Source organism: Micromonospora noduli, from assembly GCF_003264475.1.
Taxonomy (GTDB): Bacteria; Actinomycetota; Actinomycetes; order Mycobacteriales; family Micromonosporaceae; genus Micromonospora; species Micromonospora noduli.
Genome location: NZ_PYAC01000022.1, coordinates 1 through 21,885 on the forward strand (window position 1 = coordinate 1; position 21,885 = coordinate 21,885).

19 protein-coding genes are annotated in these 21,885 nt (G+C 70.4%); 10 read left to right on the top strand and 9 right to left on the bottom strand.

Annotated features, from left to right (window positions below):
- Positions 1-730 precede the first annotated feature (730 nt).
- Positions 731-985, bottom strand: coding sequence for an SCO4848 family membrane protein (locus MED15_RS21195; RefSeq protein ID WP_112585916.1), 255 nt, complete (start codon positions 983-985; stop codon positions 731-733).
- 169 nt (positions 986-1,154) lie between these two features.
- Between MED15_RS21195 and MED15_RS21200 the strand changes: the two genes are divergently transcribed.
- Positions 1,155-1,625, top strand: coding sequence for a PRC-barrel domain-containing protein (locus MED15_RS21200; protein WP_112736751.1), 471 nt, complete (start codon positions 1,155-1,157; stop codon positions 1,623-1,625).
- 269 nt (positions 1,626-1,894) lie between these two features.
- Entirely contained in the window at positions 1,895-2,953 is a 1,059-nt protein-coding gene (gene trpS, locus MED15_RS21205) for a tryptophan--tRNA ligase (protein ID WP_112736753.1), read from the top strand.
- A gap of 58 nt (positions 2,954-3,011) precedes the next feature.
- On the opposite strand, the gene MED15_RS21210 is transcribed toward trpS, so the two are convergent.
- A complete protein-coding gene (locus tag MED15_RS21210) occupies positions 3,012-3,737 on the bottom strand; it encodes a hypothetical protein (protein ID WP_112601335.1) in 726 nt (241 codons plus the stop codon).
- Positions 3,738-3,809: 72 nt separating this feature from the next.
- On the opposite strand from MED15_RS21210, the gene MED15_RS21215 reads away from it, so the two are divergent.
- The 5 genes from MED15_RS21215 (at position 3,810) to MED15_RS21235 (ending at position 8,055) form a co-directional block, all read left to right on the top strand.
- On the top strand, positions 3,810-4,460 hold the full coding sequence (locus MED15_RS21215) for a winged helix-turn-helix transcriptional regulator (RefSeq protein ID WP_146766738.1): 651 nt from the start codon (positions 3,810-3,812) through the stop codon (positions 4,458-4,460).
- 40 nt (positions 4,461-4,500) lie between these two features.
- On the top strand, positions 4,501-5,712 hold the full coding sequence (locus MED15_RS21220; protein ID WP_167457700.1) for a low temperature requirement protein A: 1,212 nt from the start codon (positions 4,501-4,503) through the stop codon (positions 5,710-5,712).
- Between the two features lie 129 nt (positions 5,713-5,841).
- Positions 5,842-6,189 (top strand): YciI family protein, encoded by a 348-nt coding sequence (locus MED15_RS21225; protein ID WP_112736825.1) that lies wholly within the window; start codon positions 5,842-5,844, stop codon positions 6,187-6,189.
- A gap of 2 nt (positions 6,190-6,191) precedes the next feature.
- Positions 6,192-7,448 carry an RNA polymerase sigma factor gene (locus tag MED15_RS21230; protein WP_112736759.1) on the top strand — a complete coding sequence of 419 codons (1,257 nt, stop codon included), beginning with the start codon at positions 6,192-6,194 and terminating at the stop codon, positions 7,446-7,448.
- A gap of 16 nt (positions 7,449-7,464) precedes the next feature.
- Positions 7,465-8,055, top strand: coding sequence for an HAD family hydrolase (locus tag MED15_RS21235; protein WP_112585927.1), 591 nt, complete (start codon positions 7,465-7,467; stop codon positions 8,053-8,055).
- A gap of 4 nt (positions 8,056-8,059) precedes the next feature.
- Here the strand turns inward: MED15_RS21235 and MED15_RS21240 are convergent, their stop codons facing one another.
- Positions 8,060-9,031: a quinone oxidoreductase family protein gene (locus MED15_RS21240; protein WP_208646705.1), complete on the bottom strand. Its 972-nt coding sequence runs from the start codon at positions 9,029-9,031 to the stop codon at positions 8,060-8,062.
- A gap of 57 nt (positions 9,032-9,088) precedes the next feature.
- Between MED15_RS21240 and MED15_RS21245 the strand changes: the two genes are divergently transcribed.
- Positions 9,089-9,964 (top strand): YoaK family protein, encoded by an 876-nt coding sequence (locus MED15_RS21245; protein WP_244220528.1) that lies wholly within the window; start codon positions 9,089-9,091, stop codon positions 9,962-9,964.
- Positions 9,965-9,976: 12 nt separating this feature from the next.
- Here the strand turns inward: MED15_RS21245 and MED15_RS21250 are convergent, their stop codons facing one another.
- From MED15_RS21250 to MED15_RS21260, 3 genes are all read right to left on the bottom strand, one after another.
- Positions 9,977-11,056 carry a COG1361 family protein gene (locus tag MED15_RS21250; protein ID WP_112736761.1) on the bottom strand — a complete coding sequence of 360 codons (1,080 nt, stop codon included), beginning with the start codon at positions 11,054-11,056 and terminating at the stop codon, positions 9,977-9,979.
- Between the two features lie 89 nt (positions 11,057-11,145).
- A complete protein-coding gene (locus tag MED15_RS21255; RefSeq protein ID WP_112601345.1) occupies positions 11,146-13,119 on the bottom strand; it encodes a purple acid phosphatase family protein in 1,974 nt (657 codons plus the stop codon).
- Positions 13,120-13,263: 144 nt separating this feature from the next.
- Complete coding sequence (locus tag MED15_RS21260; protein WP_244220529.1) at positions 13,264-14,529, bottom strand: HupE/UreJ family protein; 1,266 nt, start codon at positions 14,527-14,529, stop codon at positions 13,264-13,266.
- 133 nt (positions 14,530-14,662) lie between these two features.
- Here MED15_RS21260 and MED15_RS21265 point away from each other — a divergent pair, with 133 nt between their 5' ends.
- Positions 14,663-15,325: a type 1 periplasmic-binding domain-containing protein gene (locus MED15_RS21265; protein WP_112736765.1), complete on the top strand. Its 663-nt coding sequence runs from the start codon at positions 14,663-14,665 to the stop codon at positions 15,323-15,325.
- 70 nt (positions 15,326-15,395) lie between these two features.
- Here the strand turns inward: MED15_RS21265 and MED15_RS21270 are convergent, their stop codons facing one another.
- From MED15_RS21270 to MED15_RS21280, 3 genes are all read right to left on the bottom strand, one after another.
- Positions 15,396-17,060, bottom strand: coding sequence for a glucuronyl esterase domain-containing protein (locus MED15_RS21270; protein WP_244220530.1), 1,665 nt, complete (start codon positions 17,058-17,060; stop codon positions 15,396-15,398).
- A 230-nt stretch (positions 17,061-17,290) separates the two neighbouring features.
- Positions 17,291-17,980 (bottom strand): RICIN domain-containing protein, encoded by a 690-nt coding sequence (locus tag MED15_RS21275; protein ID WP_112601326.1) that lies wholly within the window; start codon positions 17,978-17,980, stop codon positions 17,291-17,293.
- A complete protein-coding gene (locus MED15_RS21280; protein ID WP_091396991.1) occupies positions 17,973-18,473 on the bottom strand; it encodes a sigma-70 family RNA polymerase sigma factor in 501 nt (166 codons plus the stop codon). Before MED15_RS21280 ends, MED15_RS21275 begins: the two co-directional genes overlap by 8 nt.
- A gap of 181 nt (positions 18,474-18,654) precedes the next feature.
- On the opposite strand from MED15_RS21280, the gene MED15_RS21285 reads away from it, so the two are divergent.
- Positions 18,655-21,885, top strand: coding sequence for a S8 family peptidase (locus MED15_RS21285; RefSeq protein WP_112736769.1), 3,231 nt, complete (start codon positions 18,655-18,657; stop codon positions 21,883-21,885).

The window sequence follows — 21,885 nt, forward strand, 5'->3', positions numbered from 1 at the left end:
CCCAAAGGAATCCCAACCAGCCAGACACAAAGCCTGACCAGTCCGGGGTATAAATCATAATTGGCACTGGCTTTACAAGCACCCTGTTGAGTTCTCAAAGAACAACCACACACCGACCAGAAGCCCCACCAAGTGGAACCCCAACCGGGGCTTTTCGTACCGCGTCCCCGCCGCTCTCGCGCCGGGCACTTTTACTACGTTACCTCACCGTCTTCGCCGTGTCAAACCGTGTGTCCCGGTCTGTCATGCTTCGTACGGGTCAGCGCCGGCGCACTCACGCAGCAGCGAACCGCTGCGTCAGGTCGTCGGATTCAGCAGGCCGGCCGCTGCGATCTCCCGCAGTCTCGCCCGGTTCCCTGCCGGTCGTGAACCTTACCCGGTCGGCTTCGCCGCACCAAATCCGCCTCGCGGCCGATCCGGCAAGCCCCGCCCGGACCGCGTCGCACAGGAGCGAACCCCTGCTTGACCCGGTTGCCACCCCGTTTCGGTGCTCTAGGACCTTCGTCCCGTTTGCCCCGTTCCGCGCTGGCAGAGAGAAAGTTACGCGTCTGCGGGTTTGATCGTCAAATCCACGGGTAGCGGCGCGCGTCACATTCTCGCGCCCGACCGGTTTTCCCAGGTCAGGCCCATCCGGCAGCAACCGAGCTCGGTCCGCCCCACCCGGCAGCAACGGGATCCGGCGGCCAACAGCGGGGCGCCGACCGGTCTGATCTCTAGGAGCGGGTGCCGATCAGGACGGCTGCCGACGCCGGGCGGCGAGCCAGGCCCGGACGCCGAGAACGCCGGCGGTGGTGCCGATTGCCAGCGACGCGGCGATCAGCAGCGCGTGCACCCACAGGAAGCTGGTGGGTGCGCCGTCGGCCACCGTGCCGGACGCCCAGGACCGCGGGTCCTGCCAGATGGCCACCGCGAACCTCGGCCAGATCACCCAGGTCCAGACGCCGACCCCGACCAGGAAGAGACTCCACCCTCGCGACAGCACCATGGCAGCCGAGTATGCCAGCGCACCTGTTCAGCGGGCGGGCGACGCGGACGCGGACGCCCTGCCACACCTGAGCAGGAGCGCCGCCGTGCGGAGCGCAGGCTGTTTCCGGCGTCAGCGGGATGGGCACTGCGAAGGGGGACAGCTGAGGACCGTCCCCTGGAGGTGCCCCATGCAACCCTCGATCTTCAACCCCTGGGCCTGGCGTGATCCATCCGCCTTGGCCGGCGGGTATACCCAGACCACCCCCTCGGTCACCCCTCCGGAGGGTCAGGAGGGTGGGCACGACGGCCCGGATGCCCCCGGCCCGGGCACCCTCGTCGACCTGGTGGGTTATCAGGTGCAGGCGAGCGATGGGCGCGTCGGCAGCATCGACGAGACGAGCGACGAGGTGGACGCCGGGCACCTGGTGGTGGACACCGGGCCGTGGATCTTCGGCCAGAAGGTGTTGCTGCCGGCCGGAACGGTCGACCGGGTGGATCACCAGGAACGCGTCGTGTACGTCGACCGGACCCGCCAGCAGATCAAGGACGCGCCACCGTTCGATCCGGACTCGGCCGACCAGGAGTACCGGGAACGCGTCGGCGCCTACTACGCCGACAGCTACCTTCCCCCTCCCGGCGCCATCCCGCGGGTAATCTGAGGCCGTGGTCCGGACGGGCAACTGCGCATCCGAGGCGGTCGACCTGGTCGACGACCGCTTCCTCGCTGCCGTGCCCGAGATCCCGACCAGCTCCGGCGATGGCCGTGAGCAACTTCTGAACGTCCTCCGTGCCGGTGGTCTGCGGTTTCGCGCCGGCGCGCGATGGCGGGCGACTCGCTGAGTCGATCTCGCTGACCGAGCAGGGCTGAGCCAGCCCTGCTCGGCGCGCGCCCACGCGTGACCCACCTTCGGATACGAGAGGCACCACCATGTCCGTCGCACGAATGCTCACCGGCGACCGGCCTACCGGCCGCCTGCACCTCGGCCACTACGTCGGCAGCATCGCCAACCGGGTACGGCTGCACCGGCGCTACGAGAGCTTCTTCATCATCGCCGACCTGCACATGCTCACCACCCGCAACCGCCGGGAGGACATCGATCAGGTTTCCGGCAACGCCCGCGAGATGGTGACCGACATCCTCGCCGCCGGCGTCGACCCGGACCGGGCCACCTTCTACCTCCAGTCGGCCATCCCCGAGGTCGGCGACCTCAACACTCTCCTCCAGAACCTGGTGACCGTCCCCCGGCTGGAACGCGTGCCCTCGCTCAAGGACATGGCCCGCGACGCCGGCAAGGAGGAGATGCCGTACGGGCTGCTGGGTTATCCGGTGCTCCAGGCCGCGGACATCCTCTGTGTGAAGGGGGAGGTGGTTCCGGTCGGCCGGGACAACGCCGCACACGTCGAGGTGACCAGGGAGATCGCCCGGCGGTTCAACCACCTGTACGGGCCCGTTTTCCCGGTGCCCGAGTTGATCCCGGCGGACACCCCGAGCCTGGTGGGCACCGACGGCGCCACCAAGATGAGCAAGAGCCGGGGCAACGCGATCGCGCTCTCCGACGACGCGGCGACGGTGCGTCGCAAGGTGCTCGGCATGTACACCGACCCGAACCGGGTGCGGGCCGACGTGCCGGGCACTGTGGAGGGCAACCCGGTCTTCGCGTACCACGAGGTCTTCAATCCGGACCGCGACGAGGTGGCCGACCTGGCCCGGCGGTACCGGGCCGGGCGGGTGGGTGACGTGGAGGTCAAGGAACGACTGATCGTCGCGCTGGAGGAGTTCCTGTCGCCGATCCGGCAGCGCCGGGCCGAGATCGAAGCCGACCGGGGCCTGGTCGACCGGCTGATCGTCGAGGGCACGGAGCGGACCCGCCAGGAGGTACGCCAGACGGTGCTCGAGGTACGCCGGGCGATGGGGCTGACCGGCGCGTACCAGCAGGTGCGGCGGCGGGCTGAGCGGAGCCGACGCCGGACGGACGCCTCGACCTGAAGGCCGGGGCGTCCGGTCGGCGGCGTGACGCCGGGTCCGCTGCGACACCGCCGGGGTGTCAGCGGATCCGGACGTCAGCCAGGTCCAGGGTGATCGGCGTCCAGGAGAGATCCGGAGTGCGGTCCTCCTGGCGGATGTGGATCCGGCGTCGCGTGGGCACGACCAGCCCGTCGACCTCGGTGGCTCCGCTGACGTAGTGCGCGGTCGGGGAGGAGCCGTTGACCACCGGCTGGTAGTCCATGCGCCGTAGCAGCCCGCCGTCGTCGAAGTAGTACAGCTGGGTGTCGGTGTGGGTGTGCAGGCTCTCGGGGAACGTGACGCGCAGTACGCGCCACGACTCGCCGTTCTCCTGCGTCCACGGCTCGACCTCGTGCGCCTCGACGCCCGGCCAGGTGAACAGGAACGGCTCGACGAGGTAGTGCCAGGTGGCGTAGCCACGGAAGTAGGCAGCCTGGGCGAGCGTCCACTGGCTCTCCCGGGTGTAGCCGGCGAAGCTGGCCCGGGGGTTCGCCAGCTCGTCGATCAGGCTGCCGTCCGCCGCGGTGACGGTGACCCGGTCGGTGTCGCTGTCGTACTCGGTGACCTGGCCGGTGCCCTCCTGGACGTGGCGGATCCGTTCCCGGTGCAGGTCGGCCTCGACCAGTTCGGTGCTGTCGAAGTCGGGGCGACCCTTGAACGCCCAGAACGGGCCGCTGTAGGTGAGCCGGGTGGTGAGGGTCGACGCGGTGTTCCAGCGATCGAGGCCGCCGTGCCGCTCGATCACCTTGGCGAGCAGTGCATCCATGACTTACTCCTAAGTTAGGACTAGGAGGTCCGACATTAGCACTGGTCGGTGGGCGCCGACTACGATGGCGATGTGACTCAGCGGACTTACCAGGACGCCTGCGGGGCGGCGCGCACGATGGACATCGTCGGCGAGCGCTGGGCTCTGTTGATCGTCCGAGAGCTGGTGTTCGGCCCGAAGCGTTTCGGCGATCTGCGGGCCGGCCTGCCGAAGGCCAGCCAGAACGTGCTCAGCCAGCGACTGCGGGAGCTGGAGCAGTCCGGCATCGTCCGGCGGGTGCAGCTCGGGCCGCCGGCCAGCGTGCACGCGTACGAGCTGACCGAACGCGGTCAGCAACTGGAGCCGACACTGATCGAGCTGTCCCGGTGGGGCGCCGGCCTGCCCGCGGAGCCGGACGTCGAAATGAGCACTGACGCGTTCATGCTGTTGCTCAAGGCTCTCTATCGACCACCGACCAGCGCGCCGGTGACCGCTCGACTCCAGTTGCAGGTGGGCACCGACGCCTTCGAGGTGGGGGTGTCTCCGAGTGGGATCAGCGTGGTCCGTGGCCGGTCAGGCGAGGTCGACGTCACGGTCACCGGCACGGTCAGAGCAATGCGGGGCCTGATGTTCGGCGGCACGCCGCTGCGATCGGCGGTCTCGGCGGGCCAAATCGACGTGCACGGCGACATCGCAGCGGCCCAGCGGTTCTTCCTGCTGTTCGGAGCGACGCCAGGCGAGTAGACCGGATGAACAGTCGACCCCTATGGCGCAGAATGCGAGGATGAGGAGGGTTCTCGACATTCGTCCGGTGCCGGCGGGGGTGACGCACCGGACCACGATGTTCGAGATCTTCTTCGACCTGGTCTTCGTCTTCGCGCTCACCCGGGTCATCACGTTCATGGCGGGGTCGCCGAGCGCGCTCACCCTGGCCCAGGGCTTGCTCCTCCTGCTCCTGCTGCTCTACTCCTGGGGTCCGTACACCTGGGTGGGGAACCTGGTCCGGCCCGACGTCGGCCTGGTCCGCGCGGCCACCCTGGTCGCGATGGCGGCGATCTTCGTGGCCGCGCTGGTGCTGCCGGACGCCTGGAAACAGAGCCCGGGGTTGCTCGACGCGCCGCTCACCCTCGCCCTGGCCTACGTGGTCGGCCGGGCGGTGCAGCTGGCGATCTTGTTCTGGGTGAGCGCGACGAACCCGGCACTGCGCTCGACGCTGCGCTTCTTCAGCCTGCCGGTGATCCTGGCGTGGCTCCCGTTGATCGTCGGCGCCCTGCTCGGCGGCGCGGCCCAGACGGCGCTCTGGACCGCCGCGTTGCTGGTGGACATCGGCGGCGCGCGGATCGCGTCCGCCTTGCGGCCGTGGCAACTGGGCAGCGTGGACCACTTCACCGAGCGGTTCGGCCTGGTGCTCATCATCGCGCTGGGCGAGTCGTTGATCTCGGCCGGCGAAGGGCCACGGACGATGGCACCGGTCGGTGCGGCCGTGCTGGCCGCGCTGCTCGGCCTCACCAGCACGGTCTGCCTGTGGTGGCTCTACTTCGATCGGCTGGCCCCCGCCGCGCGGAAGGCCGTCAGCACTGTGCCGGTTGAGCGACGGGCCAGCGTGGCCGGCGACGCGTACGGCATCGGGCACTCCCCGCTGATCATCGGTGCCATCTACGTCGCGCTCGGCATCGAGGAGGTGATCGCCCAGCTCACCGAGGAGTCGGCGCACCCCGACCGACTGGGCTGGGAGGCCGCCACCGCTCTGTACGGCGGCGCCGCCCTCTACCTGCTCAGCAGGTTGGTCTTCCGCCGGCTGACAGTTGGCGCGGCGTACCCGACGCAGGTCGTCGCCGCGCTGCTGCCGCTGGCCCTGCTGCCGATCGGCCGATCCCTGCCGCCGCTGGCCGCGCTCACAGTGCTGACCGCTCTCCTGATCGGGGTGACCTGGTTCGAGCGACGGGTGGACCGACGCGACGAACGACCCGGGTCGGCACAGCCGGACCTGTCCTGAGCAGCGCCGCGGCTTCGGTGTGGCCCGGCCGAAAAGATCTGCCCGCGCCGTGTCGATATCCCCGGCCCGCGTTCGTCGTCATGCTGTACGGCGACCCGCCGCACCGAGAGGAGCCGAAACGTGAAGTACATGCTGCTGTTCATGAGCCCCATGGTTGACGGGGAGGTCGTCGACAACGGGTGCAGCTTCGAGGACTGGATCCGCTACGACCGGGAGATGAAGGACGCCGGGGTCTGGGTCTCCGGGCACCCCTTGCAGGACCTGACCACCTGCACCACCGTGCAGGTCGGCCCGGACGGCGAGCGCACGATCACCGACGGGCCGTTCGCCGAGACCCGCGAGCTGCTCGGCGGGTACGACATCATCGACGTGCCGGACCTCGACGCCGCGCTGGAGTGGGCGGCCCGCAGTCCCGGGGCCATCGGCACCGGATCGGTCCAGGTCCGTCCGATCTTCGAGATCGACATGCAGGAGTGACCATGCAGGGCGAGGGGGCAACCGTCGGGTCGTCGGTGGAGGCGGTGTTCCGGGAGGAACGCGGCCGGCTGCTCGCCTCGCTCGTGCGCCGCTTCGGCGACCTCGACCTGGCCGAGGAGGTCACCTCCGAGGCCATCGAGGCGGCGCTGACGCACTGGCCGACCGACGGCGTCCCGAGCCGGCCGGGCGCCTGGCTGCTCACCACGGCTCGGCGTCGGGCCGTGGACCGGCTGCGCCGGGACCGGGTGCTGGCGACCCGACTCGCCGTACTGCAGGCGGAGGCCGAGCGGGCCGATCACGCGCCGCCCGCCGACGCGGACCGCGACCTGCCCGACGACCGGTTGGCGCTCTTCTTCACCTGCGCGCACCCGGCGCTGGCCGCGCAGGATCGCGGCGCGCTCACCCTGCGGTTCCTGGCCGGCCTCACGACCACCGAGGTCGCGCGGGCCTTCCTGGTGCCGCCCGCCACCATGGCCCAACGACTCGTCCGCGCCAAACGCAAGATCCGCGACGCACGCATCCCGTTCCGGGTGCCCGGCCCCGACGAGCTGCCCGGCCGTCTGCCCTCTGTGCTCCAGGCCGTCTACTCGGTCTTCACCGAGGGGTACGCGGCCAGCTCCGGCCCGGATCTGCAACGGATCGACCTGGCCGAGGAGGCCATCCGGCTGGGCCGGATCCTGCGTCGGCTGCTGCCGGCCGAGCGGGAGGTCGCCGGGCTGCTCGGCCTGATGCTGCTGGTCCACGCCCGACGGGACGCGCGTACCGGGCCGGACGGCGCCATGATCCTTCTCGACGACCAGGACCGTGGACGCTGGGACCGTCAGATGATCGAGGAGGGGCGGAGCCTGGTGGTGGTCGCGCTGACCGGCCGAGCGCCCGGCCCGTACGGCGTGCAGGCCGCCATCGCCGCGCTGCACGACGAGGCCGCCGACGTGGCCAGCACCGACTGGCCGCAGGTGGTGGCCCTCTACGACGTGCTGCTCGGCCTGGTGCCCTCACCGATCGTCGCGCTGAACCGGGCCGCCGCGGTCGCCATGCGGGACGGGCCGGCGGCGGGGCTCGCGCTGCTCGACGAGTTGGCCGACGAGCCTCGGCTGCGCGGCCACCACCCCTATCCGGCGGCGCGGGCCGACCTGCTGCGCCGGCTCGGCCGGTACGACGAGGCCGCCGCCGCGTACCGCAGCGCGTTGACGCTGGTCGGCACCGAACCGGAGCGCGCGTACCTGCTCAGCCAGCTGAGAGCCGTCACGACCGAGTGAGCTGTACCCTTCCCGGGTGAGTCTGCCTCTGCCTCCCGGGCCGTTCGCCGCGTACCTGTTCGACTGCGACGGCACCATCGTCGACTCGATGCCGCTGCACTATCTGGCCTGGCAGCGGGCCCTTGAGGAGTGGGGCTGCGAGTTCCCCGAGGACCTTTTCTACGCCTGGGGTGGGCGGCCGACCGCCGACATCATCGTCGCGCTGAACGAGCAGCAGGGTCTTGCCATGCCGGTGGCGGCCGTCGTCGAGCGCCGGGAGAGCTACTACCAGGAGTTGCTACCGCAGCTCGCCGCCGTGCCCGAGGTGCTGGCGCACATCCACGACGCGCACCGGCGGGTCCCGTTCGCCGTCGTCTCCGGCAGCACCCGCGCGTCGGTCACCGCCTCCCTGGAGGCGCTCGGCCTGTTGGACCGGTTCGACGTGCTGGTCTGCGCCGACGACTACACCCGGGCCAAGCCCGACCCGGAGGCGTTCCTGCTCGCGGCGGAGCAGCTCGGCGTACCCCCGGAGTCCTGCCTGGTCTTCGAGGACACCGACCTGGGCATCCAGGCCGCGACGGCGGCCGGCATGGCTTCGGTACGCGTGCCGCAGCAGCGCACGCCCTGACGTCTCAGGCGACCGTCAGCAGGAGCTTGCCGGAGTAGGACGTCTGTAGGCGCTGGTGCGCGTCCCGCACCTTGCCCAGCGGGAACTTCTCCGCGACGTGCACCACGAACGGCCCGGCCTCGATGAGTTCGTTGAGGCGCTGCAACTGTCGAGGGTTCGATTCGCCGTCGTACGCGCGGACCATGACGCCCGGCCGCTCCTGCGGCTCCGGCCGCACCCCGTGGGGGAACGCGACAACTCCGCCGTCGGCCAGCGCCTCGGTGAGCCGGTCCAGCGTCGCGCCGCCGGCCATCGCCAGGATGGCGTTCACCCCGCCCGGCGCCGCGTCCCGGATCCGGGCCAGCACGTCGGTCATGTCGCCGTGGCCCTCGAGGGACACGTCGGCGCCGAGCCGGGTCACCAGCGCGACGCCGTCCGCCCCGGATGCCACGGCGATCACGTTCAGCCCCTGCCGCTTCGCCAACTGCACGGCCAGGTGGCCCTGACCACCGCTCGCACCGAAGATCAGCAGCCAGGCACCGGCCGACAGGCTGATCGCGTCGAGCCCGGCCAGCGCGGTCAGCGCATCGGTGGGCATGGCCCCGGCGTGTTCGGGAGGCACGCCGTCGGGGACCGTCGCCGCGTACTCCGCCTTTACCGACGCGTACTCGGCGTAGAAGCCGCCCTTCGGCCGCATGGTGGCGGAGACATAGACCAGGTCGCCCACCGCCAGGCTGGTCACCTTGCTGCCGGCCGCGATGACGGTTCCGGCACCGTCGGAGCCGGGCACGATCGGGAGCGCGGAGCCCTCCGGCACCAGCACACCCTCGCGCTCGTACGCGTCCCACACCCCGACACCGGCGCTCAGGACCTTGATCAGCACCTCGTCGTCGGCGACCTGCGGGATCGGCAGCTTCCGCAGGGTGATCACCTCCGGCCCGCCGAACTCGTCGAAGGCCGCGGCCTGCATCCGCTCTGGCACATCCCCGTCAACCATGTGGATTCCCTCTCCGTGCCGGCGTCACCGTCGCAGCATGCCGGTTCGGGAACGGGCGTGGCCCGGGGCCGAGCGTCGTTCACCCACAAGGACGAACGTCCGCGCTCGGTGGGCCTCGCCGGGCGTAGCCAGGGCGGGCTGGGGAATGTCCGCGGGCAGCGCCGGGCACGCGCGGGTGCGTTCGACGTGGAGGACCGGGCGCGTCGCGCTGGCCGCGGGACCGACGGAAGGGGCATCGTGCACGCTCCGTCGACGCGGGCCGCGGCCTGGCTCCTGGTGGCACTGGCCGCGGCCTCCGGCTGCATCGACGTGATCTGTCTGACCAAGCTCAACGGCTACTTCGCCAGTGTGGTCACCGGCAACCTGGTGCACTTCGGCCACGCGATCGCCACTGCCGACACCCGCTCGCTCGCCGGGGCGGTGGTGGCGGTTGGCGGGTACGCGGTGGGCGTGGCCGGCGCCACTGTGCCGTTGCGGCACACCCCGCCGGGTTGGAACCGCCGTACCGCTGTGGTGACGTCGGTCGAGGCGGTGCTGCTGCTCGGCTTCACTGTGGGCTGGGTGGCCTGCTCAGCGCGTCCGGGATACGGCTTCGGGCTCGTGCTGCTGGCGATGGCGGCCGTGTCGAGCGGCATCCAGAGCGTGATCACGGTGGCCGCCGGTGTACGGGGCGCGTCGACCACCTACCTGACCGGCTCGCTGACCGAGTTGGTCCGGCGTCGCGTCGTCGACCCGCACCGGTTCGCCGACGTGGGTGGCGCCGGCCGGCTGGCGGGGCTGGTGGTCGGCGCCGTGCTCGGCACGTTGGTGCTGCGTACGGCCCCGACCTGGGCATCCGTGCCGGCGGCGGTGCTGGTGATCGCCGTGATCGCGTTCGCGATCGGCCTGACCCAGCGGGCGAGAACCGCCGCCGGCCGAAGCCAGCCGAGTTGACCGGAGCCGCGATCAGGAGGTCTGCGGCTCCGGGCCACGAAGCGCCTGCTCGACGGCGTCGCGGACGCGGGCGTCCTCGCGCGCCTTGCCCTGCGCCCGGTTGCGGCGTCGGTAGAGGTACGCACCGACGAGCACGGCGATCAGCACGACGAGCACCAGCACCAGCATCCAGGGCAGGGCCCAGCCGTGCGCGGTGACCTGGACCGGCTTGAGCGAGGTGGTGGAGCCCGAGGCGTCGGTGAGCAGGGGTGTCACTGTCGCGGTCGCGGCCAGCGAGATGGCGGGAGCCACCCCGTGCACGGGGACCGTCACGTCCCAGCTCTCACCCGGAAGCAGCTCCGGCGGCGCGGCGACATCCTCGGCCCGCACCCGCAGCAGGCCGAACGGGCCCGACACGGTCACCGCCTGCTTACCCGACAGGGCCGCGTTGCCGACGTTGTGGACCTTGTAGGTGATGGTGGCGTCACCCTTGCTGAACGGGTTGGTCGGCCCGGCGTACGTGACGTGGAGGTTCTCGATCGCGAGGTTCGGCTTCAGCTCGCCGCCCACCCGCAACTTGATCCGGATGCCGAGGCGCCGGTCGACGTTGATCCCCTCAGCCTGGTCGGCCTGGGTCAGCGTGGTGAGGATGCCACCGACGTAGTCGCCGGGCGTGGCGTTCTCCGGAACGTTGACAGTGAAGGGGACCTGGGCGGTCTTTCCGGGTTGGATGATGACGCTGCCGGCGTTCGGCTTCACCCAGGCGCCGATCGCGATGGACTTCTTGTCCCTGGTGAGCAGGTCGAGCTGGCCGGCGTCGGTGGTGAAGCCGTCGGCCGCGTACACGGAGAGGGTGAGCGCCGCCGGGCCGCGATTGGCCACGACCATGGCGTCCTCGACGGCACCACCCGGATTGACGTTGTAGCTGTAGCTGGACCGGGCCTCGCCGTAGCCGTTGGAGGCCGTCCGGACCGTCCAGGCGACGTTGCCGTCCGCCGCGAGGGCGGGACCGGCGCCGACACCGACGGCCGCGACGACTGCGAGCAGGGACAGTGCCGTCGTACGGAGGCTTGCGGCGGTCGTGGTCTTCCAGCGAGTTACGGACGGTCGCATCTCAAGTCCTTGTGGTGATCTTGGTAGTGGGTGAACCGGTGGCGGGGTAGGCCCCGAAGGTGCCTACCCCGCCGAATGGAACAGTCCGGTCAGCTGCTCAGTGCGGTGATCGTGAGGGTGGTGCGGTAGCTGCCCTTCGCGATGCTGTCCGGGATCTTCAGATCCAGGTCAGCGCCGAGCTTGGCGCCGCCACGCGGGTGACCCTGCGCGGCCGCGGCGAGCGCGCTGGAGACCGAGAGGCCCTTGCCCTGGTCGTCGAGGGACGACAGGACCGGGGCACCGGCCTCGGCACCCGCGCCGGCGTCGAGCACGTACGGGTTCCAACCGAGGTAGGAGCCGGAGAACGTCTTGTCGGCGTCCTGGAAGTCGCCGACGTTGGCCGAGATCGACCACGGGGCGAGCGACCGGCGGCTGTCCGACACGAGGATCGGGTTGATCTTGCCGTTGGCCTGGAAGTAGGTGCCGTTGCGCTCCTGCGCGGTACCCAGGTCGACCAGACCGTTGTAGCCGTCGATCGTCCAGCCGAACTCGCCCGGAGCCGGGTTCGGCACGTTGACCTGGATGGCCTGGCCGTCACCGTGGAACGGGTGCACCGTCACGTTGTCGACGATCGAGCCGACCGGCTGACCGTCCGGAGTGTTGACGCAGGACAGGCCCTTCTCGACGGCCGCGTTCGGCGCCGCGCAGGTGCCGCTGCGAACGTTCGCGAGAACCAACTTGTCGCCGCGAACCTGCACCTTGACGTAGCTGCGCACGTGCTCCTGGTTCTGCACGGAGTTGTACCAGTACTTGTTCGCGTCCAGCGGGTCCGGGCCGTTGCCACGGATGCCGGTGCCGGTGGCGTCCGGCTTCTTGATGTCGTAGTACTTCGAGCCGGAGGCCGAGTTGGCCGTCACGTAGATGACGCCACCCGGGCCGGGGAACACGTCGGCAGCGCCCGGCTTCTCAGCCGGGTTCTCCTTCTGGCCGTTCTTGATGGAGTAGCTGCGCGAGTAGCTGTGGTCGTGGCCCTGCAGGACCATGTCGACGCCGAGGTTGGAGAACGCGGTGGTGAAGTCTTCCCGCCGCTGCTTGTTGTCGGTGTCGGTCGCGTGGCTGGCCGGCGAGTAGATGGAGTGGTGGTAGACCAGCACCTTCCACTTGGCCTCGGAGCCGTGCTTGTTGATGACGTCGGTGACGTACGCGACGTGCGCCGCGTCGCCGCCGGCGGAGCCGTCCGCCGGGTTGGCGTAGCTGTTGCTGTTCAGGTCGATGAACAGCACATCCTTGTGGATGAACCAGTAGTCGCCGCCGGACCGGGTCGCCTGGTCCCCGTTGTAGTACGCGGACGAGCGGTCGGTGTTCGGGGTGAAGTGGTGCTGCTCGTAGGACTTGCCGCCGACGTCGTGGTTACCGATGGTGGCGACGAGGGGGATCTGACGCAGCTGCTCGGGGGCCAGGAACGAGGTCCACTGACCCTCGTCGTTGGCGCTCTCGACGTGGTCGCCGGCGGAGACCAGCAGCTCGGCGTTCGGGTTGGCCGCGGTGGCGACCTTCAGGGTGTCCTCCCAGCCGGCCTGGTCCTTCAGCCGGTCACCGGAGGAGCCGATCTGCGGGTCGCCGAAGAACAGGAAGTCGTAGTCGCCCTCGAAGTCCTGCGTCTTGAAGGCGTACGCCGGGGACCAGCTGCCCTCGGCGCCGACCCGGTACGAGTACGCCGTCTTCTCACGCAGGTTGCTGATCGTGGCGTGCCGGTTGAAGCCGGTGGTGGAGGTGTTCGCCGCACCGACGGCGTCGAAGCTGACCGCGCCGGCCGGGAACTCGCCGTTGACGATCTCGGCGGTCGGGGCGAGCTGGATCTTCTGCGCGGTGTCGGCGGAGGAGTACCAGCTCACGATGCGCTGGGTCTCGTTGGCGCCGACGCCGAGGACCACGCCGGTGATCGTGGTGGACTCGGCCGCGCTCGCGGTGGCCATCAGGCCACTGCCGAGGGCCGCGCCCATACCGAGGAACCCGGCTGCGACCCCGGCGACCAGGCGCCGCCGCACGAGCGCGGAGGCCCGTGTCGAGGTGCTCAATGTCATCGACATTGTTCCCTTTTCAAATAGAGAAATGGATTGTGCCTTCACCCGACGCTGGGGAAGCAATTCCACGCTTTCGCCGCCCGATGAACCGACCATGAACGTGATCTTGCGAAAGACTGCACTTCACGAACTACTTAGCCCTACTCATGATCCAGAAATGCGCTGCACAAACCAGATCAACCCCATAATGGACACGGCTGCGGAAACAGCCCCGGTCGCCCAGAGGCCGGCTTTCGGCGCACGGCGGCGCAGCACGAACAGCAGCGGAAAGACGGCAGCGATAATCGTCAACTGAACGGCCTCGATGCCGACGTTGAACACCAGCAGCGACCACAGCAGGGTCCACGACCACGCCTCGTCGATACCCAGCGCGCCCGCGAAGCCGAGGCCGTGCACGAGGCCGAAGCAGAACACCACACCGAGGCGGATCCAGCCGGCCCGATCCAGGCTGAAGTGGCCGCGCCCGGCCGTCTCCAGGTCGGCCGCGTGCTCACCACGCCGCCAGATCCCCCACAGGTGCCAACCAGCGACGACGGCGATCGACAACGCGATGATCGGCTCCACGATCACCCCCGGCACCTCGACCAGGCCGAGCGCGGCGAGCATGAACGTCACCGAGTGCGCGAGGGTGAAGCTGGTGGCTGCGAGCACGATCTCCCGAAGCCGCCGAGACCCGGCGATGAGCGCCAGCAGGAACAGGATGTGGTCGATCCCAGTCAACAGATGCTCGGCGCCCAGGAGGAAGAACTCGCCGAACCGCTGGTACCAGGCCTGCGCGGTCGAGAAGGACGAGTTGGCGGCGTCGAGCGCCGCGCTGCCCGAACGGCCGTCGATCTCGTAGGTGACGATCGTCTTCGTACCCTTGACGTAGCCCTCGCCATCCGGGAAGAGGCCGCTGCGCACCACGTGCTCGTCGACAGGCTCCGGGCAGGTCCAGTCGAGCAGCAGGTCCGCGTACGGCACACCCTCGCGCTCGCCGATCGTCGCGTCACCCACCTGGGTCGGTCGGCAGGCCGCGCCCCGGGAACTCACCGAGAATCGGTCGGAGACGTACCCGAGAACCGCCGACGCGTGACCCTTCAGGGCAGCGGCCTGGGCGGCGGTGTCGCCCGCCTCGAACGCGGCGGTTCCCGCCTGGAAGAGCGGGTCGTCGTCGCCGGCATCCGCCGCGGACACGACGAGGAGGTCGTATTCGAGCTCCACCTCGGTTCGAATGTGACCCTCATCTCCCGCCGCAATTTTCGCGTACACAGTCGACGAGAAGCCGTGCGCGGACGCCGGCTTGGCTCCCAGAAACGGAACCACCGCTGCGGCGAAACCGACAGCGGCGACGATAACGGTACGGCGGATGCGGCCTGACATTCGACTCCCTCGGTTGGCCAGTGCACGTTGCATGCCGTGGGTGAACACCAACCCGCGCACCGACGAACCGCCGGAGAACAACTTCCCCGAACGGCCGCCCACCGATTACCGGTGACCGGAATTGAGATAGGAATACGAAGAAGTACGCGCACTTTCCGCCACCACCCGGAGGACGATCACCTTGCGCCCCCCGCTTCGGGCCGTTGCCATGCTGGCCGCGACCGCCGCGCTGGTCACCGCGTGCAACTCCAGCGACGACTGGTCCGAGCCACGTCCGGCGCCCAGCGCCATCGGCACTCTCGGCCCGGGGTTCGTCGACCCCTCCACGAAGCCCGCGCCGGAGGCGACCATCACCCCGCAGCCCGGCTCGTGGGCCGACGTCCACCCGCCGAAGGACTACCGGGTCGTCCTGTTGACCAGCGGTGCGGACAACCCGACGAAGGCCCTCGTGACGGCGGTGAAGGAGTGGGCCGACGACGAGCACGTCGACCTGAGGACCATCGTCGTCGGCAACGCGCACGACACCGTTCCCAGCATCGCCAAGGCGATGGAGATGGGCCCGGACCTCATCGTCAGTGCGGGCAACGACCTCATCGACGGCCTCGCGCTGGTCACCCCGAACCACCTGGACGAGAAATTCCTCGTGGTCGGCGCGGAACTCGCCGAGCCCACCCACAACGTCACAGCGGTCGACTGGGAGGGCGCGTCGTTCCGTGGCGAGGGGCTCGGGATGTCCTCGACGTACGACCCGAACTCGTTCACCGCGGACCGGTGCGCGGCGGCCGTCCGGGCGGGCGTGGCCGCCGTCCTCAACGACCTGACCGGGCTCGTGGTCTGGCTCTGACGCTCGGGCTCCGCCGCGCAGCCGCGCGACCCGGCGCGGAGGCTGTGCGCCTCCGCACCGGGCCTGCGGGTCACCCGGTCGAACAGGTGGGAGTCATCCCCGCACCGGTGCCGCTGCCCTGGTAACCGAACTCGGTCGACTGCCCGGCCGCGATGGCGCCGTTGTAGGCGACGTTGGTGAACTGAACGGTCCCGGTGCTGCCGCTCCGGTTGGCGCTCCAGATGCTGGTGATGCTGGCACCCGACGGCAGAGTCATGGTGACCGTCCAACCGTTGATCGGCGCGGTGCCAGCGCTCACCCGCACCGTGGCGACGAAACCGCCCGTCCACTGGTTGACCGACACCGTCGCCGCACAGCCACCACCAGTCGGGGGCGGGGTGGTCGGAGGCGGCGTGGTGGGGGGCGGCGTGGTCGGCGGCGGCGTGGTCGGGGGCGGTGTGGTCGGCGGCGGGGTGGTCGGGCCGTCAGCCAGGACCGGGGTCGGCCAGTCCCGCCAGTCGGCCAACCGGCCGAGCGCCCTGCTGGAAATCCGGATCACACCCGGCTCGTTGCCCGTCTTCAGCAGGAACTTGCGGATGTTGTTCTGCAACGGGGTACGCCACTCCGGGCGGTTGGCGCAGTGGCTGCCGTCCTGGACGTCGGACCAGTAGGTGATGTTGTCGCCAGCGCCGAGCGCCTTGTAGACCTCGGCACCGCCCAGGGCCGCGACGCTCGCCGACCGGGGGCCGAGGTTGGCGATGTGCGGGTTGTCCATGATGAACAGTCCGCGCGGTGCCACCATGGCGACCATCTCGTGGGTGTCCACCGGGAGCCGGTTCGGGCTGCCGGTGAAGGACCCGAACGCGTCACCCAGCCAGGGTTGCTCCCCGTACGCGCTGCTGAGGCTCTGCGCGCCCTCACCCGGGATGCCCCGGAAGATGGGGACGCCCGCGCTGCCCGACTCGATCGGCATGGTCAGGGCGATGCGCTGGTCGAACACACCGATCGCGAAGGCGCCCTTGCCGTAACGGGAGCAACCGGTGACGCCCATCGCGTCCGCCTTGAGGATCCTGCCGTTAGACTGCTCGATGACGTCGATGATCCGGCTGACGCCCCACCCCCAGGCGGCGAGCAGTCCGGTGCTGCTCGATGAGCCGTAGATGCTGTAGAACGCACCCTGCTTGTTGTTCCGGGGAGTGCCCTCGCGGCCGACTGCCAGTGGGTCGTAACTGATCACGGCAGCGCCGGCGGCCTTGATGGTGGCCGTGTCCGCGCCGAACCCGCCGACGACCACGACGGCCGGGAAGGGACCGGTGCCGCTCGGCAGTTCGACCCGCGCCGAGAAGGTGGAGCTCCTGCCGTTGTGTGCCACGTTGACGGTGATGCTGCTGTTGGACACCGTCCCCGTGACCGTCGCGGGCTTGGCGGGCTTTTCGCCGAAGACGAACTTCTCGGCAAGCTCCTTGATCTCCGCCCGCCGGCAGCGCCATTCGGACTTGGCGGTGATGGTCGTCCCGTTCAGCTTCTTGAAGGGATCGGGAAGCCTGGCGTTGGTGGGCAGCGAGCCCAGGTCAGGCAGACCGGGCACGGCGCAGTCGACGCCCTCGTCCTCCACTGCCGCGGCCAGCGTGCCCACAGCGGCCTGAGCGTTCGTCGTTCGTGTCACTACCGATACCGATCCGGCGACCGTGAGCGCTGCCAGCGCCAGCACGACGACCGGGAACCGGGTCCTGGAACGGCCCGAGGGGATGGTCACTAGAGGTCTCCTTCCGAGGTGGTGGTTACAGGAAGGGACGAAGCGAGATCGATGATCACGATTGCCAGCCACGTAAAGCCTGAGCCAGCCCATCGCAGAGTGTCAATGTTTTTCCGAAAGTTTCGGGCCCGTCTTATCGAAACCTTTCGACGCCAGCGTCCGGCTCGACGGCCGGCATCACGTCCACGCCGAGCACCCCCGGCACAATCGTGGCCCGCTGTCGCGGCTGCTCACCTCGGCCCGCGGTCCAGGAACTCGTACGTGGTGGTCAGGCCCTCGGGCAGGTCGGGGACCAGGGCGTTGGTGCCGTCGACCACCTGGACGTAGCGCTTGCCCTGGAAGATCGAGTAGCTGCCATCAGGCACCTGATCGATCCGGAAGAGCTGCGTCGAGGCGGCGGCATCACACGCCCGGCCGCGTACGCTGCCCGGAGCGGCGTCGTGCACGACGGTCATGCAGATCGCGTCGGCACCGGACGCCAGGACGATCCGGTACCTGTCGCCCTCGGGGCGCAGCACCCACAGCGCCCGAACGTCGATGCCCTGTTCGGTGGTGGCCCGCACCTGATCGCCGTCACGGTCGATCGCCAACGTGGCCCCGCGCATGCCGGGCAGCACGATCTGGACCTGCCGGCGGCCGCCGAGGATCTCCTGCGGTCCCGCCGAGGCGGTCGCGGACGGGACCACTGGCGGTGCGACCTGGGTGGCCGGACCGGCACCGGGCGTGTCGACGTTGTTCCGCACCTGCACCACTGCGGTGCCAGCGGCGAGGGCCACCACGGCCAGCCCCGCTGCGCCGACGGCCGTCCGACGCCGCCGACGCCGGTCGCTGCGGTGCCGCAACGTCTCTGCCCCCGGCAGGATGGTGACTCGCCGGACCTCGTCCACGATCGCGGTGAGATCGTCGCGCGGATCAGCCATGGGAGGTCTCCTCCTGGTGCGCATCGGTCAGCAACCCGGCCATCGCTCTCCGACCACGGGCGAGGTACGTCTTCACGGTTCCGACGGGGGCCTGCATCTCGGCTGCCACCTCCGCGACGCTGAGGTCGTTGAGATGGTGCAGCACAACCGCCCGCCGCTCGTTGGCGCTCAACCGTTGCAGCGCCTGCAACAGCGCGACGTGATCCTCGTTCAGTCCCGGCACGCCCTGGTCGACCGCGGCCCGGCGGTGCGCGCGGACCCGGTTGAACGCCTTGCGCCAGCTGCTCACCGCGATCCGGGAGGCCACCCGGCGGACCCACGCCTCCGGACTGTCCGTCTCCCGCACCGTCGCCCATCGCTGCCAGGCCCGCATGAACGCCTCGGCGACGGCGTCCTCCGCCTCGGCGCGGTTGCCGGTGAGCGCGTACACGTGACCCACGACCCGTCCCGCACAGGCCGCGTAGAGGGCGTCGAACTCTTCGGCGTCACGCATCCGACCGGTGCCCTCCCATGCCTCGTCCCCTGGTCACCGCCGCATGGAACTCGCCCGGGTGGACCGGCCGCGTCGGCGCGGGGCGCGATTGTGGCCTCCGTCACACCGCAGTGATCAACCTAACGACCTGGCCAGGCGTCATCGTGCCGACCCGGGAGACGCCCGTGGCGGAGAGGACGATGTGCGACGACGGCAACGACGCGCCCTGACAGCCGGCGTACTCGCGACCGCGCTGGTGGCGGCGAGCCTGACCGCCCAAGCGGCGAACGCGCAGGAAAAGCCGACGGCCACGGCCCCCGGCACCCACGGAACCTTCACCCTGATCACCGGGGACCGGGTGTCGCTGGACGCGGCGGGTCGCCCGCAGATCCAGCGCGGGCCGGGTCGGGCCGCCATGCGGTTCGTGAGCAGCCGGGAGGACGGTCACCAGTACGTCATCCCGGTGGACGCGATGCCGCTGGTGCGGGACGGGCGGCTCGACCGGCGCCTGTTCGACCTCACCACGCTCGGCGAGTTCGGCTACGACGACCGGGCCGCCGAGTTGCCGCTGCTGGTCGCGTACCCCGAAGACATGGCGGCGCGGGCACGGACCGCGACCACCGGGGGTGCCGGGCGGGTGCGGGCCGACCTCCCGGCCGCGCACGCGCTCGCGGTCCGGGCGGACCGGGACGACAGGGTGACCCTCTGGACGTCGCTCACCCGGGGTGCACCGTCCGCGCGCACCCTCACCACTGGCGTCAGCCACATCTGGCTGGACGGCAAGCGCACTGTCTCCCTCGATCGCAGCGTGCCGCAGATCGGTGCCCCGGCGGCCTGGCAGGCCGGTTTCGACGGCACCGGCGTCACCGTCGGCGTGCTGGACACCGGGATCGACGCCAGCCACCCCGACTTCGCCGGCCACCTCACCGAGGTCCGGGACTTCACCGGCGGCAACGACCCCGGCGACGCGGTCGGCCACGGCACCCACGTGGCGTCGACGATCGTCGGCAGCGGCGCCGCCTCCGGCGGCAGGTACCGCGGGGTCGCGCCGGGGGCGAAGCTGCTCGTCGGCAAGGTCTGCGCCACCACCGAATGCCAGGACTCGGACATCATCACCGGCATGCAGTGGCTCGCGCCGCAGGCCCGGGTGGTCAACCTGAGCGTGGGCGGCGACGACGCACCCGGCCTCGACCCGCTGGAGACCGCGGTCCAGGAGCTGAGCCACCGGTACGGCACCCTCTTCGTGGTCGCGGCCGGCAACGAGGGGAAGCCGAAGTCGGTCTCCTCGCCGGCCTCCGCCGACGACGCTCTCGCCGTCGCCGCCGTGGACGCCGACGATCAGCGGGCCTACTTCTCCAGCCGGGGCCCGCGCGTCGGCGACAACCACATCAAGCCCGAGATCAGCGCGCCGGGCGTCGACATCGTGGCCGCCGCCCCCGGCGGTGACTACGCCACCATGTCGGGTACGTCGATGGCGACCCCGCACGTGGCCGGCACCGCCGCGATTCTCGCCGGGCAACACCCGGACTGGACCGGCCCGCAGCTCAAGGCCGCCCTGATGGACTCGGCCAAGCCGACCGGCGAGGACACCATCTACGAGCAGGGGGCCGGCCGGGTGGACATCGCCCGCGCGGTCGCCCAGCCAGTCGCCACCGACATCGCCGCCATCGACTTTCCGGTGCAGCGCTGGCCGCACGCCGACGACAGCCCGATCACCCAGGTCGTCGGCTACCGCAACACGGGCACCGCGCCGGTCACCCTGACGCTGGCCATCGCTCCGGCCCCGGCGGGCATGCTCACCGTCAGCCCGGCCACGCTGGTGGTGCCGGCCGGTGGCCGCGCCGAGGCGACGATCACTGTGGACACCCGGGTGGACGCCCCGGACGGCGTCTACCAGGGCGCGCTGACCGCGACCGGCGCCGGCGACCTGCGGGTACGGACGCCCTTCGTGTTGAACCGTGAGATCGAGAGCTACGACGTACGGCTCGACCACACCGGACGCGACGGCAAGCCGGCCACCGAGTACACGACAGTGGCGGCGAACCTGACCACCGGCGAGTTCAGCACCCTCCCCGCGACACCGGGCGGCGGCGTCCTGCGGCTGCCCAAGGGTCGGTACGCGCTGTACAGCACCATCCACGAGGGTGCCGTGTCGACCCTGCTCGCGCAGCCGGTCCTGGACGTACGCGGCCCGGTCACCGAGGCGGTCGACGCCCGCACCGCCAAGCCGGTCGCGTTGACGGTGCCGCAGCACGACGCCGCGCCGACCTCGATCAACGTGAGCGCCAACTGGGACGACGGCCTGCGCTACCCCGGCGTCCAACTCAGCGGAGTGTCCTTCACGGACGTCTTCTTCGGCCGGCTCGGACCCGCCGCCGCGGCACCCGAGTTCACCGCGACGCTGGGCGTCGGGCTCGCCCGGCCGGGCAGGGACAGTACCTTCCGGAACAGCCCCTACACCTACGACCTGGCGTACGTCAGCACTGGCGACATGTTCACCGGCCTGACCAGGAAGCTGTCGTCGAAGAACCTGGCCACGGTCAAGACGACCTACCGCAGCCAGTCCACGACGGCTACGGCCACCCGCTTCCACCGCGCGTCGGCGCCCGGAGGCGCGGGCCCGATCGGGTCGAACACGCCTGTCGACCTGCCGTTCAAGGGCACCGAGTACTACAACACCGACGGTGGCATCGTCTGGACGTCCACGTTCGTCGAGGGGGACAACCTCACGACGCAGGACTCGACCTTCAGGTCGGGGCGTACGTACACCCAGACCTGGAACGCGGCGCCCTTCGGACCCACAGTGACCCAGGCGCCGACCCTGTCACCCCTGGGGTACGCGGGCCGCGACGGCGACACCATCTCCATCGCGTCGGTGCCGCTGTTCGGCGACGCGACCGGTCGCCCCGCGAGCCGCGACGACCAGCCGGTGCGGTTCCGGCTGCTGCGCGACGGTAAGGAGATCGGCACCTCGGACAGCCCGTGGGCCGAGTTCGCGGTGCCCGCCGGGAAGGCCACCTACCGGCTGGAGGCGACCGCCACCCGAGGCGCACCGGACACCCTGTCGACGTCGGCCTCGGTGGCCTGGACCTTCACCTCGGCGCACACCACGTCGCCGGAGCGGTTGCCTCTGACCACGGCTCGCCCGACGCCCATGCTCGACGACACCAACACGGCACGGACCGGCCGGATCATGACGATCCCGGTGGCGCTGGACCGGCAGGCCGGCTCGAAGGCCGCGCCCAACCGGACGCTCGCCGTGTCCGCGTCGTTCGACGACGGCCGGACCTGGGTCGCCCTGCCGGTGATCCGAAACGTCGCGCTGATCAGTCATCCACGACGGGCCGGATTCGTCTCGCTGCGACTGACCGCCACCGACACCGTCGGCAACACGGTCACGCAGACGATCCAGCGGGCCTACCGGATCGCCTGA

What these genes read in the sequence shown, in the direction of transcription:
- MED15_RS21280 (WP_091396991.1), bottom strand. Translation starts at nt 18,473, where the DNA reads ATGCGTGACGCCGAAGAGTTCGACGCCCTCTACGCGGCCTGTGCGGGA.
- MED15_RS21255 (WP_112601345.1), bottom strand. Translation starts at nt 13,119, where the DNA reads ATGACATTGAGCACCTCGACACGGGCCTCCGCGCTCGTGCGGCGGCGC.
- MED15_RS21210 (WP_112601335.1), bottom strand. Translation starts at nt 3,737, where the DNA reads ATGGATGCACTGCTCGCCAAGGTGATCGAGCGGCACGGCGGCCTCGAT.
- MED15_RS21230 (WP_112736759.1), top strand. Translation starts at nt 6,192, where the DNA reads ATGCAGGGCGAGGGGGCAACCGTCGGGTCGTCGGTGGAGGCGGTGTTC.
- MED15_RS21200 (WP_112736751.1), top strand. Translation starts at nt 1,155, where the DNA reads ATGCAACCCTCGATCTTCAACCCCTGGGCCTGGCGTGATCCATCCGCC.
- MED15_RS21240 (WP_208646705.1), bottom strand. Translation starts at nt 9,031, where the DNA reads ATGGTTGACGGGGATGTGCCAGAGCGGATGCAGGCCGCGGCCTTCGAC.
- MED15_RS21275 (WP_112601326.1), bottom strand. Translation starts at nt 17,980, where the DNA reads ATGGCTGATCCGCGCGACGATCTCACCGCGATCGTGGACGAGGTCCGG.
- trpS (WP_112736753.1), top strand. Translation starts at nt 1,895, where the DNA reads ATGTCCGTCGCACGAATGCTCACCGGCGACCGGCCTACCGGCCGCCTG.
- MED15_RS21220 (WP_167457700.1), top strand. Translation starts at nt 4,501, where the DNA reads ATGAGGAGGGTTCTCGACATTCGTCCGGTGCCGGCGGGGGTGACGCAC.
- MED15_RS21250 (WP_112736761.1), bottom strand. Translation starts at nt 11,056, where the DNA reads ATGCGACCGTCCGTAACTCGCTGGAAGACCACGACCGCCGCAAGCCTC.
- MED15_RS21195 (WP_112585916.1), bottom strand. Translation starts at nt 985, where the DNA reads ATGGTGCTGTCGCGAGGGTGGAGTCTCTTCCTGGTCGGGGTCGGCGTC.
- MED15_RS21225 (WP_112736825.1), top strand. Translation starts at nt 5,842, where the DNA reads ATGCTGCTGTTCATGAGCCCCATGGTTGACGGGGAGGTCGTCGACAAC.